This is a genomic window from Microcoleus sp. CAWBG640 (assembly GCF_020883015.1).
GTDB lineage: Bacteria > Cyanobacteriota > Cyanobacteriia > Cyanobacteriales > Microcoleaceae > Microcoleus > Microcoleus anatoxicus.
This window is the reverse complement of record NZ_JAHRFC010000056.1, coordinates 1-13162: the sequence shown is the minus strand read 5'-3', so window position 1 is coordinate 13162 and position 13162 is coordinate 1. Positions and strand designations below refer to the sequence as shown.

The following is a 13162-nucleotide window of genomic DNA, read 5'->3' as shown; positions in this document are numbered from 1 at the left end:
GCTGCATAGAATCCGATCCCCCCTAGCCCCCCTTCTTAAGGGGGGGACAAGACTCTTCTCAAAGTCCCCCTTCTTAAGGGGGATTTAGGGGGATCGAGATATGTGCAACGACCCATTAAATTAATATAAGAGGCTATCTCTTAGCAATTAAGGCTGATGTTCATTCAACCAATTGGTTAAATCTGAGGCTGATGAAAAATCCAAAAGCGCCTCTCCTAAATCCTCTAATTCTTCTACGGATAAAGTCTGAATTTGCTCGCGGGTTTCAGGTGCGATCGGACCGATGCGTCGAGTCAACACGCGAGTGACTAATAACAGCGCCTCATTTTTCCTTCCTTCTTCGAGACCTAGTTGTCTTCCTTCAAGGAGGCCGTCAGAGCGAATTTCTTGGTAAATGACTGACTCGCGCATAGTTTCGTTCCTAAATAGTTGTCCGATCGAGTCTTTTTCAGATTTCAAGCCTGCGATCACTTTGGTGCATAACTTTTGAAGATCGCAGGCTATATCTTAACAATTAAGGCTGGCGATCGCTCAGCCAATTGGTTAAATCTGATGCTTCTGAAAAGTCCAAAAGCGCCTCTCCTAAATCCTCTAATTCTTCTACGGATAAGGTCTGAATTTGTTCTTGGATTGGAGGGGCGATCGGACCGATGCGTCGAATCAACAGGCGACTGAGGAACGATAGCGCCTCATTTTGTCTTCCTTCTTTGAGACCTTCAAGGAGGCCATCTTCGCGAATTTCTTGGTAAATCACAGAACCGCGCATAGTTTCCTTCCTAAATAGTTGTCTGATTAAGTCTTTTTCAAATCTCAAACCTGCGAGCACTTGGGTACAAGCGAGTAAATCCGCTTGTTGATTCGGTTCTTCTATTGTAGCAATCTGAGTAGCGATTTGCTCTAACAAAGTTCGCGGCGAGTTGGTTTGGGATAGTGTCGCCAGCGGGAGTAAGCCGGGGACGGACAGCAGTAAAGCGGGGTCTTGTTCCCACAGGCGGATAACTCGATAGCTGTGTCGGGTGTTCGCGTCTGTGTACTCGGATACAAAAACTTGTTCTGAGGCTGTTTGCTGCAAAAAAATCACTACTTGATTTATGGAACAGGAGTATTGCCGTTTGAGCCTGACATAGTAGTCTAGCATTCTGAAGGCGATCGGCGGGTCGGAGTAGGGTCTGGTTTCAAATTCCAGATGTAGGATTTGGCGATCGGTTTGCAGGAAAACGAGAGAATCGGCTCGGATGGGTTCTTGAATTAGTTCGGTTTTGAGTACCTGAACAGTGGTGGGCTCGTCAATTGGTAGCAGCCAGTGGACGAAGGCGGCGGGGAATTTTTCGGCTAGATATTTGCAGGTGTTGTCGTAGGCCAAGGAAGTTGGGTTGTGAAAGGGGGGTGATTAGAAGAGTTTAACCCTAGGGGCATCTATCTGAGAGCAGATTTGGTGAAAGTGACCACTTTTTCTCACTTTTTCTCACTTTTTCTCACTGACAAAGCTGAGTTAGAGTCCCTATTATTATTCAAGGTTGGGCAGACCAATTAATGAAATATTGCATCAGCCTATAATATCGCAGGAGTCAACAATGGTAACAGTCAAAGTAATCTACACAAATAACGGTCAACCTGCAAAAGACGAAAAAGTAGCTCTAGGGTTTGATAGTTGGGCAAGGGGCGTTACACAGAATGTATGGACGGATGAGGCTGGAGAAGCACATTTTGATGCCGATCCAGGTGATGGAGACATCTTTGTAAACGGTTCCACTGTGTACAAAGGAGATATAAGAGGGCGTGTGATTGTTTACATTTGACTTGTCGGGTGTACACAATTTATTAGAGCAGCGCCTACACAAAATTTCTAAAACAGGATTTTTTCGGCGGTTAACTTGGCTTGTGTGACATGGGGATTTATTAGGCATAGAATGGTTGATTGATTTGAACCGATACAAGAGGGTTGTTAGCATTCGGGTGGATTTAGCTATTTATTAAAAGGAGGCAATTGGATATGTCTAATACGGGAGGAGACGAGATAGATTTGGTTTCATCTATGGGCGTGGATTATACAAAATTGCGGAATTTATTAGCAGCAGGAGAGTGGAAAAAAGCGGATGAGGAAACGGCGAGAGTGATGTTGAAGGTGGCGGACAGGGAGGAAGAAGGATATTTGGGAAGAGACGATTTTGAGGATTTTTACTGCAAGGACTTGCGAACTATCGACCAACTTTGGGTAAAATATAGTAATGGCCGCTTTGGCTTTTCGGTGCAGAATTGCATCTATCAAAGTCTGAGTAAAGACAAGGGAAATTGTGATAGAACGGAAAAATTTTTCTATCTGGTTGGTTGGTGTAATAACGATACTAAGGAGTTGTTGAATTACAATGACCTACAATTCAAGACTAGAGCACCAGAAGGATTCCTCCCCGTAGCAATGCGATTTGGGTTGGAATATCGGTGGGGGGGCAGTCGAGGCGCTGTAGGTGTAGGTTGGTGGGGAGATGAGAGTCGTGACGTGTTTTTAATCATGTCCTTCTCGGATCTCTTCAACAGACTTATAAAGTGTAATATCTAAGCCTCGATTGAGTTTCGTGAAGATTTATAACTAAGGCTTTAACCACGAAACTGCGTCAGTTCTACGTTTCCGATACCTGGCACTGCGAGTCCTCATTTTTGGGTCGCCGAACCGTAGATTCTTGTAGTATCTGATTCGTTACCTGTGGGTTGTAACAATTAGCAAAGACAACTTTTTTTCCACCTCAATAACTTCCCCCGGTATCTCCCACTCTCCTATAAAAGAGGGGATTCAGTTGCAATCCCCCGCTGCACTTACCAAAGGATAACTATCAATGTGGATTTTGATTTTAATTGTGCTGGCTGTAGTTGTCTACTTCGTAATGTCACAGGCATCAAGCACCAATCAATCTAGTAAGGCATCAAGTAAGACTCAAGCTAGTAAAGCATTAAGCCAGAATTACAGTAATCAAGTAGATTATTCAAATCTTGAAGTATCACTTGAGAGTGATTTACCTGGCCAAGACTATACACATCTTCGTGACCTACTAGCAGAAGGCAAATGGAAAGAAGCTGACCAAGAAACAGGAAGGATGATGCTTTTGGTAGGAATCATGGCAATTCAGAGAAAAAACAGGGATAGAGAATATGATATTGGTTACCGTGAAGACCGTCTTTTGATAGGACCTATCCAATTCTTGCCTTGTAAAGACCTTTGTACGATAGATCGACTTTGGCTTAAATATAGCAAGGGTCGCTTTGGATTTAGTGTACAAAAGCGAATTGTGTCAGAAATAGGAGATGATGCACTATCTATTTTGCTATCAATATTAGAAACACATAATAATAAAACATTTGAAATGTGTGAGACTTTCGAGAGACGCATAGGATGGAAGACTCCAAACGATAACAGAAAAATTTATAAAGATCTTACTTTCTCAATCGAGGCTCCATATGGACATCTTCCAACGGCGACTTATTACCGTAAAGGAACCATTCATTCACAGAAAGATGTGTCATTTGAAACTGAGGAGGTGGATGGTGGTTGTATAAATTTAGTAGTTACCTTGAATAGGCTTTTAAGTTGCGGTATTGCTCTGTAGTCAAAATCCCAGTCACATAAACTTGTTTACACACTTGTATAGACATGGGATTGAGTGACGATCGCCCTTTCACTCCTAAGAGCGATCGCACCTTCTCACCCTCACCGTTCTATAACCTTCTCCCATCGCCTCCTTAGCTTCAACTTTGGGCTGTAGTTCGGGGTGTTTGCGGATGAGGGATTTGTAGGCACGTTTAAATGATTGAGCAAAAGTGATAAGTTTCAACGGTTTAGCTCCGCGATCGCTTCATTAACCGTACCTCGAAATACCTTTCCAGATTGATAGTCTTGTTTTCCTTGTGCAATGTTAGCAGCAATTTCGGTGCGACGGCGATCGCTAAGTCTCCGGTGCATGATGACAAGTAAAGCAGTTGGTTCGTCTATAGACAAGGTTTCGATCTCGTCTAAAATACTGTCAAATGTTGAAGTTTGCATGGTGAGTTAGGTTTGGTGGCGATGAGGGCTGTCTTATTTTACTCAAGTTTAATGGAATTTGCTGAAGGCGATCGCACCTCTCATCGCCTGCTTTGAAAGTGTTTGAAATTCGATAGCCCAAATCATCCCCAATGCGATCGCTCACGCTTGGGAAGTCGGTAGTCTGCAAGCATTAGAAGAAGTAGAAAGCCCGATCGCCCTCTTTTCCTCCACCACACAAATAGAGTTTTACAATAGCATTCAACAAGCAATTTGAAGCATACTAGGTTCAGGGATAGATTCACCTTCTGCTTGCCAAGCTTCCAAATACATTTCAATCACTTCTTCGCCGTTATGAATTGCTTGCTCGCGAGTTTCACCGTGAGTGCAAGGCATCACCACGCGATCGGCAAACTCTGGAATCGTGAGTAGAAAAAGCCGATCTTCATCAGACCATTGAACAATCATACTGTATCGACTCATAAATCCTCGCCCTCCCTTAACTCATTCAGCTCACTTAATAACTGTGCTAACTGCTTTTCTAGGTAGAGTGCCACATCATCTCCATCTTTGCCGGGAATTGTCAGCGTTTTTTTGAGCCTTGGATGTCGCCAACGCTCATGGCTACCTTTGCCGCGCTTGGGTAGATAAACAAAACCTTCACGCGCAATCTGAACTTTCAACTCTCTAATTTTCCTTGGCATGGATTTTGTTTACTGCTCAACTCTATTTTATCACTTTTTTTCGAGTCCTCCAAATACGATCGCACATTCTCACCCCCGCCTTTCTACAACCTTCTCCCATCGCCTGCTTTAAAGGTTTTTGAAGCCCGATCGCCCTCCAATGCAAATCCCTTCCACTCCATCATACTTTCAAGGATTCTCGCTGCTGCTCCCTACACGGAACTCCATAAGCAGTATGAGGTCTAACATCAGGCGGTTGCAGCCCCAAAACAATTGATTTGGCCGGAATTCCCGCTGCGACTAACTCCTCAGCAATCAGGCGATCGGTATTATTTGCTTGAATCCACACCTGACTGTCAATAATATCAATATGAATCACGCAATGGTGGATGCGCTGCTCGTTAAACCAACCTATATTGATTAACATATAGCGGTCATTTTCCACATCAAAAATTGTGGCGTTTTGCGTGCCACTGTCACAAACGGGAATCTCTGCGTATTCAATCAGGAGCTGCTTAACAAGTTGGCGATAATTATTTAAGCTATCCATTGTACTATTTCCTCTGTTTTTGGGTTGAAAACAACAAGATTTAGGCGGTTATTATCTAGCAATATCTGACCAAATTTTTGTCCTTCAAAAAGCTCCGTAAAAGCATTTAGTGGAATTGCAAGATACAGTTTTCTTTCTGATTCAGTCCGTTTTAATATGTCATAGTAAAGAGTGTATTGACCCAAAGCTTGCTCTAAATCTGCAATTCTAGACTCTCTGATAAAACTTTTAACTTCAACGGCTATCTTGCGATCGCTGTTCTCAGCAGCTAATAGCTGTTCTGCACCAAGATCGATCGATAGGTTTCTCTTCGCCCAAGCCAATGGATAGGGATCGTGGGTAATTGTCCAGCCAGCCTTAATCAGACCCTGTTTGACCACTTGATGATAAATGTCTCTTGCTGGCACGATCGCTCTCTTTTGCTATCGAGGTTGAGGCTATTATAATGTATTTCATCCATCCCCGATCGCCCAAATCATCCCCAATGCGATCGCTCACGCTTGGGAAGTCGGGAGTCTGCAAGCATTAGAAGAAGTTGAAAGTGCGATCATTTTTTTTCCTCCACCACACAAACAGAATTTTACAATAGCATTCAACAAGCAATTTGAAGCGTCCTGGGTTCAGGGATAGATTCACCTTCAGCTTCCCAAGCTTCCAAATACATTTCAATCACTTCTTCGCCCTTATGAATTGCTTCTGAGCGAGTTTGACCGTGAGTGCAAGGCATCACCACGCGATCGCCAAACTCTGGAATCGTGACTAGGAAAAGTCCATCTTCATGACTACCATTGAACAATCATACTATATCGACTCATAAATCCTCGCCCCTTTTTAACACCATAGAAAAAAAGATTTGTCAACAGTTACATATTTCCCCAAAACTGTCAATGGCATCACATCCCCACTTCCAAGTACATCAACAGACACCCCATCTCTAATCAGAATTTTAAACACTTCATCCCCATTTTGAACTAAGCTTGCATCTAACTCAATAACTTGACCCTCTTCCTTCAAGACACTTAATAAATCCGCACTAGATAAACGCAATACTTCCTCATTATTACCTTTCTTAGTCAATTGATCGCCACATCTTCCAGTAGCATCAATATCAGCAATGATCCATTGATTAGGCAACTCACAATTTTGGGCTAAATATTCAATAATTTGGGCAACTCTGGGTTCCAGTTTTTCCTGTTCCTCATAGCAGAGTGTAATTGCCCACTTTTGGCTAACATTTTGTTTGAGAGCAGAAGTTTGAGATTTCATAATAGTTCCGGTATTTTATTTCTAGTAGGAGTACCACCTGTAAGATTTGGTATCCATTGATGTTGATGAGGTGGTGGCAGATGATCCGGTCGAGGATTACCATTAGGATAGGTAGGACTGGTAAAATCTATGTCTCTCACAGGTTGCCCAGACTGATCGAATTCTCGCATCTGATAAATCCTCTGATTATAAGTATCCCATCTTAATTGAGAATGAGGTCCTATAGCATTCGGATCGGGTTTTGCTTCCCCAAGTCTAGGCGGTTGTTGACTTTTAAGTACAATCGTACCATCTGCATAGCGTGAGTGGACTAACAATCTAGTTTCAGGTTTTTGGGAAATTCAACCTAATTATTTTATCACTTATTTTAAAAGGCGGTAGAACAAGTGCGATCAATTGCACAACAGCAGCCTGTGGACTGATATGAGCCGATGCGATCGCCAAACTCTGGAATAGTAACTAAGAAAAGTCCATCTTCATGACTACCATTGAACAATCATAAGGAGCTGTTTAACAAGTTGGCGATAATTATTTAAGCTATCCATCGTACTATTTCCTCTGTTTTTTGGTTGAAAACAACAAGATCGAGGTTGAGACTATTATAATGTATTTCATCCATCCCGATCGCCCTCACCTCAGCAAACCTAGCACTTCTGGGGTTAAAATTAATAAACTGGACAAACATCTAACAGGAGTGTGTATGACAGCTCTCATCCCCATTGTCAAACCCATCAGCCAGATGAAGCTAACTCCCGGTAGTACAGTAACTATCCCAGACGTCAACTGGCAAGAATTTGAGACAATTTTGCAGGAATTGGGGGAAAATCGAAAATCGAGAGTTGCCTACAGCAATAGTATTTTAGAAATTATGCTTCCCTTACCCGAACATGAAATTCCCAGAGACCTCATCTCTGATATTGTCAAAACATTGCTCAAGGTGACAGGCATTCGATATCAACCTTTTGGTTCCACCACATTCAAACGGGAAGGTACAGCAGGGGTAGAACCGGATGCTTGCTTTTATATTCAAAATTATCAACAAATGATCGGCCGCCGCCGACTTCAACCGGAAGATCCTCCTCCCGATTTAGCAATTGAGACTGATGTCACTTCTAAAACAACTCTCGATGCCTACGAAGCAATTGGAGTTCCTGAACTTTGGATTTATGACAGTGGCAGGTTGAAAATCTATCTGCTCAAAAACGGCAAGTATTTAGAATCCCAAACCAGTCCTAATTTTCCCGAAATCCCGATCGCCCAAATCATCCCAAATGCGATCGATCGCGCTTGGGAAGTGGGAAGTCTGCAAGCATTAGAAGAAGTAGAAAGTGCGATCTACCGATCGAAATAGCAATAGAAAGGTGATAACTTTCAACGCTTTCTCCTTTATACTGAGATACGACCCTAACGATTCAGGAGTCACCATATTATGTTAAAGACACTTTGGGCGATCGTTCGCCAAGGCAAATATGAACAATGTTGAAGAAGAACTGACATTAAAAGTCCGATCGCGCCCAACAACAACAGTATCGATTGAAATCCCAACAGATACCTTAGAATCCCTAAACAAAGTAGCACTGCATCGAGATATGCCTTTGTCAGTTGTGCTCAAATTTTACATTGGGCAAGGTTTGCGGCAAGATTTAACAAAATTGTTTAGCGATCGCCTCCTGGAAGCAACAGCCCAAGTTTTAGCACGACATCTAGATTCAGAAGAAGAAGTCTCAACCATTATTCGAGAAATTCAATCTGAAACAGCGCGGTAGTGCGGCAGAAAAAGTGCGATCGCCCCACCACACCAAACAAAATAGTCCCTAACCCACGTCGAGGCTAGAAACCGGGTTTTTTACCGAATTTGTCGGTAACAACGAAGTATTTTCGTAGAAACCCGGTTTCTTCCCGTAACTCCCACCAAATCAAAATCTGGCAATATGCTAAAAATCTTTAAAATTTGTTAAGATTAACTCGACCTCAGCGCCGGCATCCCATCCGCCGCTAAACCCCTTCCCCAGCCCCACAACAATGCTGCGACTCGAACACATCAGTAAAATTTATCCCACAGGCGTCGTACTCAAAGATGTCACCTGGGAAGTCAAACCAGGCGATCGCATCGGCTTAGTAGGCGTCAACGGTGCCGGCAAATCCACCCAACTCAAAATCATCGCCGGTGAAATGGAACCCACATCAGGCGAAGTCATTCGCCCCGCCAGCCTCCACATCGCCTACCTCTCTCAAGAATTTGAAGTAGATCCGACACGCACCGTCAAAGAAGAATTTTGGCGCGCCTTCAGCGAAGCCAACGAAATACACGAGTCCCTAATGCAAGTCCATCGAGACTTGGAAAACTCCACTCCTGAAAATCTCGACGAACTGATCCACAAAATGGATCGCTTGCAAAGAAAATTTGAAGGCTTAAACGGCTACGGTTTAGAAGCCCAAATCGAGAAAATTCTACCAGAAATCGGATTTGAACCCGAAGATGGCGATCGGCTAGTCAGCGCCTTCAGTGGTGGCTGGCAAATGCGGATGAGTTTAGGCAAAATTCTCCTCCAAAAACCCGATATCCTCCTACTAGACGAACCTACCAACCACCTCGACTTAGAAACCATCGAATGGTTAGAAGTCTACCTCAAAGGGTTAACAACCCCCATGGTAATCGTATCCCATGACCGAGAATTTCTCGATCGCCTCTGCACCCAAATAGTCGAAACCGAACGCGGAGTTTCCAGCACCTACCTCGGCAACTACTCCTCCTATTTACTCCAAAAAGCAGAAGCCAGAGAAGCCCAACTCAGCGCCTACGAAAGCCAACAAAAAGAGCTAGAAAAACAGCAAGCATTCGTAGAAAAATTCCGCGCTAGCGCCACTCGTAGCACCCAAGCGAAAAGCCGCGAAAAGCAACTAGATAAAATCGAACGCATCGAAGCCCCCACCGGTGGCTTAAAAACCTTGCATTTCCGCTTTCCCCCCGCACCTCGCAGCGGCCGGGAAGTAGTAATAATTGAAGACTTGGTGCATAGCTACGGCGACAAAATCCTATTTTTGGGCGCAGACTTATTAGTTGAAAGAGGCGATCGCATCGCCTTCCTCGGTCCCAACGGCGCAGGCAAATCCACCCTGTTAAAAATGATTATGGGATCAGAAACTCCCACAGAAGGCACTGTTAAATTCGGAGGCCATAACGTCATCCCCGGTTACTTTGAACAGAATCAAGCCGAAGCTTTAGATCTAAATAAAAGCGTGATGGCAACCATTCATGACGAAGTACCAGACTGGAAAAACGAAGAAGTTCGGACTTTGTTGGGTCGTTTTCTGTTCACCGGCGAAACAGTATACAAACAAGTTGGCGCTTTAAGTGGAGGAGAAAAAGCCCGTCTAGCTTTGGCCAAGATGCTGTTGACTCCCGTGAATTTGCTGATTTTGGACGAACCGACAAATCACCTCGACATTCCGGCGAAAGAGATGATGGAAGAAGCCATCAAGAATTATGACGGGACTGTAATGATCGTTTCGCACGATCGCTATTTCATCTCCCAAGTCGCCAACAAAATAGTCGAAATTCGGGATGGGGAGTTTCGTCCTTATCTCGGAGATTACCACTACTATCTCGATAAAATTGCTGAAGAAAAAGAGCTAGCAAAAATAGCAAAACTGGAAGCTGAAAAAGCTGCTAAAAAAGCCGAAAAAGAAGCCAAGAAAAAAGCGACTGCTAAGCAGAAATAAAGTCGCCACCGTCGCAGATAAACATCACATCCCAGTTTATCTGCGTTCAGTGGCGGTGAACAAAATCTAATTCAAGATGCGATTAATCATTTGATTCGCTTGGGACTGGTAACTTCCACCAAACAAATTAAAATGATTCAAAATGTGATATAGATTATAAAGAATTTTGCGCTTTTCATAGCCTGAATTCAAAGGAAAAACGTGATTATATCCCCGGTAAAATGCAGCCGAAAATCCACCAAATAACTCGGTCATCGCCAGATCTACTTCTCTATCTCCCAAATACGTCGCCGGGTCAAAAATCACCGGTTCTCCCGCAGATGTCACCCCTGCATTCCCCCCCCACAAATCCCCGTGAACCAGCGATGGTTGCGGTTCGTAACCTGCTAATAACTCAGGAATTACCTCTAATAAACGTTCCCCTTGGGGAAAATGACCGCCCCGACGTTTAGCCAATTTTAACTGATAACCAATCCGATGTTCTGCCCAAAATTCTGCCCAATTTGCAGTCCAGTTATTAATTTGCACAGTTGAGCCGATCGTATTATTAAGAGTCCAACCAAAACATCCCCTCAACAAGGCAGAATCAACCTCTTCTCCCCCCCTTAACAAGGGGGGGCTGGGGGGGGTGCATTTGTGCATTGCAGCCAGTTTACGCCCCATTTCCTCCCAAGGTTTATCACCCGCACGCCCTACCAAATCCAGCCATTCCAGCACAATATAAGCAGAATTCCCCTCAGTTCCCCAACAAATCGGCTCCGGTACTCGAATCGTCTGGGTTTCCCGCATTTGCTGCAAACCCAGGGCTTCAGCTTCAAACATCGCGACTTGGGAAGCTTGATTGATTTTCGTGAAATAAGTGCGGGAATTGCTGCTGATAGCATAGCCTTGATTAATGCAGCCACCGCTGACAGAACGACGATTGTCGATCGCAAATTTGTCTCTCGTTACTTCGGAGATATGCGCGCTAATTTTGTCCCACATGGCATCCAATTATTTTATACTATTGAAAAGAGTCGAAAGATAGATTTATCAATTATACCTCGGATAGAGAGAAGATATTTTATTTTAATTTAAAATTAAATAATATCCAATGGTGTAATTTAGCTGTTGTAATCAAACCGTAACTCACATTCACTGTTTAAGGAGAAACTATGCTTTTACAAGAAAAAGAATCAGGCGACTTGGTAGAAATCCTTGATGTCGATAGTTTAATTAGTCCTGCAAAAAATGAAGTATTGGGGCGAAATCAATCTGGTGAAGAAGAGCAAGAACCAGTGAATTTTCCCAAGGGTAAATTAGTTTTTCCTTCCGGCGAAGTTTTGCCCCGCTGCTGGACTGAGGAAAACTATAAGACCAATTAATTCAACCGAACCAGGGCAACCCAAGACCCAGAGCCCCGACTTATTGAAAAAGTTGGGGCTCTAAGCTTTTAACATTTTTAGGTACAAAGAGACCTGAATTTTTATTAACTATCGACACTTTAACCATTATAATTGATTTATCACAAAGGAAGGTGTAGTTTGAAATCTCAAAATTTCCAGAGCATATCATCAGCAATCGCTGGGATTCTATTAGTTGGCGCGCTGCTGCTTGGGTTCAACTCTTTTGTCGTGATTAATCCCGGTGAAGCAGGGGTGGTCAGCGTTTTAGGAAAAGCCACAGATGGGGCATTGTTAGAGGGATTTCACTTGAGACCTCCGCTGATATCTAAGGTAGATGTGTACGATGTAACAGTGCAAAAATTTGAAGTTCCGGCCCAGAGTGCTACCAAAGACCTTCAGGATTTAAATGCTAGTTTTGCTATCAACTTTCGCCTCGATCCGGCCAGAGTAGTTGATATCAGAAGGACTCAAGGAACCTTGGATAATATAGTTGCGAAAATTATTGCTCCTCAGACGCAAGAAGCCTTTAAAACAGCCGCCGCCTTAAGAACTGCTGAACAATCTATTACTCAAAGAAGTGAACTGAAACGAGACTTTGATACTGCGCTGAAGGAAAGGCTATCAAAGTATGATGTAATCGTACTTGATACGAGCGTTGTTAATATTCGATTCTCCACAGATTTTGCGAAAGCGGTTGAGGAAAAACAGGTTGCTGAACAGCGGGCACAAAGGGCTGTTTATGTGGCTCAGGAAGCAGAACAACAGGCTCAAGCAGATATTAACCGCGCTCAAGGTAGGGCGGAAGCTCAAAGGCTTTTGGCTGAAACTTTAAAGGCTCAGGGCGGTGATTTAGTGCTGCAAAAGGAGGCTATCGAAGCTTGGAGAAGTGGTGGTGCTCAAATGCCAAAGGTGTTGGTTATGGGCAGCGGTTCTAGTCGAGTTCCTTTCATTTTTAATATGAGTGACTTTCAGGAAGAGGGCGATCGCAAAAAAGTTACCAGCAATTGAGAGTTACGATAGTATGCTACACTTCCTTTAGCCAAAACATAGCGATATAGCAGTCCTAAATGAGTCGTAAAGTTTTTACCCCACCCCAACCCTCCCCTTATTAAGGGGAGGGAGTAAGAAATTCACAAATGATTTAGGATTGCTATATGATGAAATCAGTCGCTATCAAAGCGCAGTCCGCAATTCACACGCAGACAGCACACTAACTTTAGAAATCAAGGAAAAATCATGACCCGCGCGATTATGGAAACGGACAAAGGCACAATCAATTTGGAATTGTTTGATGCAGATGCGCCTAATACAGTTAAGAATTTTGTTGACTTAGCAGAAAAAGGTTTTTATGACGGACTTTCCTTTCACCGAGTAATTCCTAACTTTATGATTCAAGGCGGCTGTCCAAAAGGCAATGGCACAGGTGGCCCTGGTTACAAAATTAACTGCGAAATCAACTCCCACAAACATTTGGCAGGAACTTTATCGATGGCCCACGCAGGCAAAAATACGGGTGGTAGCCAATTCTTTATTTGCCATTCTC

Annotated in this window: 20 protein-coding genes and 1 pseudogene; 9 read left to right on the top strand and 12 right to left on the bottom strand. The window is 43.5% G+C overall.

Annotated elements, in window-relative coordinates; all coding sequences use genetic code 11:
* Window positions 1-147: 147 nt before the first annotated feature.
* Window positions 148-459 carry a DUF4351 domain-containing protein gene (locus AAFP11_RS22260; RefSeq protein WP_341739017.1) on the bottom strand — a complete coding sequence of 104 codons (312 nt, stop codon included), beginning with the start codon at window positions 457-459 and terminating at the stop codon, window positions 148-150.
* 55 nt (window positions 460-514) lie between these two features.
* A complete protein-coding gene (locus AAFP11_RS22255) occupies window positions 515-1363 on the bottom strand; it encodes an Rpn family recombination-promoting nuclease/putative transposase (protein ID WP_341739016.1) in 849 nt (282 codons plus the stop codon).
* Between the two features lie 211 nt (window positions 1364-1574).
* Between AAFP11_RS22255 and AAFP11_RS22250 the strand changes: the two genes are divergently transcribed.
* From AAFP11_RS22250 to AAFP11_RS22240, 3 genes are all read left to right on the top strand, one after another.
* Window positions 1575-1799, top strand: a complete 225-nt coding sequence (locus tag AAFP11_RS22250; protein ID WP_341739015.1) for a hypothetical protein — start codon at window positions 1575-1577, stop codon at window positions 1797-1799.
* Window positions 1800-1993: 194 nt separating this feature from the next.
* Window positions 1994-2557, top strand: coding sequence for a GUN4 domain-containing protein (locus AAFP11_RS22245; RefSeq protein WP_341739014.1), 564 nt, complete (start codon window positions 1994-1996; stop codon window positions 2555-2557).
* Window positions 2558-2831: 274 nt separating this feature from the next.
* Window positions 2832-3599 carry a GUN4 domain-containing protein gene (locus AAFP11_RS22240; RefSeq protein ID WP_341739013.1) on the top strand — a complete coding sequence of 256 codons (768 nt, stop codon included), beginning with the start codon at window positions 2832-2834 and terminating at the stop codon, window positions 3597-3599.
* A gap of 75 nt (window positions 3600-3674) precedes the next feature.
* Here the strand turns inward: AAFP11_RS22240 and AAFP11_RS22235 are convergent, their stop codons facing one another.
* The 9 genes and pseudogenes from AAFP11_RS22235 to AAFP11_RS22195 form a co-directional block, all read right to left on the bottom strand.
* Window positions 3675-3824 (bottom strand): hypothetical protein, encoded by a 150-nt coding sequence (locus tag AAFP11_RS22235; RefSeq protein ID WP_341739012.1) that lies wholly within the window; start codon window positions 3822-3824, stop codon window positions 3675-3677.
* Window positions 3821-4033, bottom strand: coding sequence for a hypothetical protein (locus AAFP11_RS22230; RefSeq protein ID WP_341739011.1), 213 nt, complete (start codon window positions 4031-4033; stop codon window positions 3821-3823). Before AAFP11_RS22230 ends, AAFP11_RS22235 begins: the two co-directional genes overlap by 4 nt.
* Before the next feature lie 240 nt (window positions 4034-4273).
* Window positions 4274-4495, bottom strand: a complete 222-nt coding sequence (locus tag AAFP11_RS22225) for a type II toxin-antitoxin system HicB family antitoxin (protein WP_293175944.1) — start codon at window positions 4493-4495, stop codon at window positions 4274-4276.
* Window positions 4492-4716 carry a type II toxin-antitoxin system HicA family toxin gene (locus tag AAFP11_RS22220; protein WP_293175942.1) on the bottom strand — a complete coding sequence of 75 codons (225 nt, stop codon included), beginning with the start codon at window positions 4714-4716 and terminating at the stop codon, window positions 4492-4494. The genes AAFP11_RS22225 and AAFP11_RS22220 overlap by 4 nt, the downstream gene beginning before the upstream one ends.
* A gap of 160 nt (window positions 4717-4876) precedes the next feature.
* Window positions 4877-5245, bottom strand: a complete 369-nt coding sequence (locus tag AAFP11_RS22215; protein WP_341739010.1) for a XisI protein — start codon at window positions 5243-5245, stop codon at window positions 4877-4879.
* Complete coding sequence (locus AAFP11_RS22210) at window positions 5233-5652, bottom strand: element excision factor XisH family protein (RefSeq protein WP_341739009.1); 420 nt, start codon at window positions 5650-5652, stop codon at window positions 5233-5235. Before AAFP11_RS22210 ends, AAFP11_RS22215 begins: the two co-directional genes overlap by 13 nt.
* 185 nt (window positions 5653-5837) lie before the next feature.
* Window positions 5838-6060, bottom strand: a pseudogene (locus AAFP11_RS22205) (type II toxin-antitoxin system HicB family antitoxin).
* Between the two features lie 16 nt (window positions 6061-6076).
* Window positions 6077-6511, bottom strand: a complete 435-nt coding sequence (locus tag AAFP11_RS22200) for a hypothetical protein (protein ID WP_341739008.1) — start codon at window positions 6509-6511, stop codon at window positions 6077-6079.
* Window positions 6508-6828, bottom strand: coding sequence for a hypothetical protein (locus AAFP11_RS22195; protein ID WP_096828661.1), 321 nt, complete (start codon window positions 6826-6828; stop codon window positions 6508-6510). The genes AAFP11_RS22200 and AAFP11_RS22195 overlap by 4 nt, the downstream gene beginning before the upstream one ends.
* Before the next feature lie 383 nt (window positions 6829-7211).
* Between AAFP11_RS22195 and AAFP11_RS22190 the strand changes: the two genes are divergently transcribed.
* The 3 genes from AAFP11_RS22190 to AAFP11_RS22180 all read left to right on the top strand — a co-directional run bounded on the left by AAFP11_RS22190 (window position 7212) and on the right by AAFP11_RS22180 (window position 10234).
* Entirely contained in the window at window positions 7212-7862 is a 651-nt protein-coding gene (locus tag AAFP11_RS22190) for a Uma2 family endonuclease (protein ID WP_341739007.1), read from the top strand.
* A gap of 118 nt (window positions 7863-7980) precedes the next feature.
* On the top strand, window positions 7981-8277 hold the full coding sequence (locus AAFP11_RS22185; RefSeq protein ID WP_341739006.1) for a hypothetical protein: 297 nt from the start codon (window positions 7981-7983) through the stop codon (window positions 8275-8277).
* 256 nt (window positions 8278-8533) lie between these two features.
* Window positions 8534-10234 carry an ABC-F family ATP-binding cassette domain-containing protein gene (locus AAFP11_RS22180; protein WP_341734152.1) on the top strand — a complete coding sequence of 567 codons (1701 nt, stop codon included), beginning with the start codon at window positions 8534-8536 and terminating at the stop codon, window positions 10232-10234.
* A gap of 66 nt (window positions 10235-10300) precedes the next feature.
* Here the strand turns inward: AAFP11_RS22180 and AAFP11_RS22175 are convergent, their stop codons facing one another.
* A complete protein-coding gene (locus AAFP11_RS22175; protein ID WP_341739005.1) occupies window positions 10301-11218 on the bottom strand; it encodes a fructosamine kinase family protein in 918 nt (305 codons plus the stop codon).
* A gap of 170 nt (window positions 11219-11388) precedes the next feature.
* Between AAFP11_RS22175 and AAFP11_RS22170 the strand changes: the two genes are divergently transcribed.
* From AAFP11_RS22170 to AAFP11_RS22160, 3 genes are all read left to right on the top strand, one after another.
* Window positions 11389-11598: an acetyltransferase gene (locus tag AAFP11_RS22170; RefSeq protein ID WP_341739004.1), complete on the top strand. Its 210-nt coding sequence runs from the start codon at window positions 11389-11391 to the stop codon at window positions 11596-11598.
* Between the two features lie 159 nt (window positions 11599-11757).
* On the top strand, window positions 11758-12627 hold the full coding sequence (locus AAFP11_RS22165; RefSeq protein WP_341739003.1) for a prohibitin family protein: 870 nt from the start codon (window positions 11758-11760) through the stop codon (window positions 12625-12627).
* Window positions 12628-12855: 228 nt separating this feature from the next.
* Window positions 12856-13162 (top strand): peptidylprolyl isomerase (locus tag AAFP11_RS22160; RefSeq protein ID WP_341739002.1); only part of this gene is annotated, 307 nt, incomplete at its 3' end.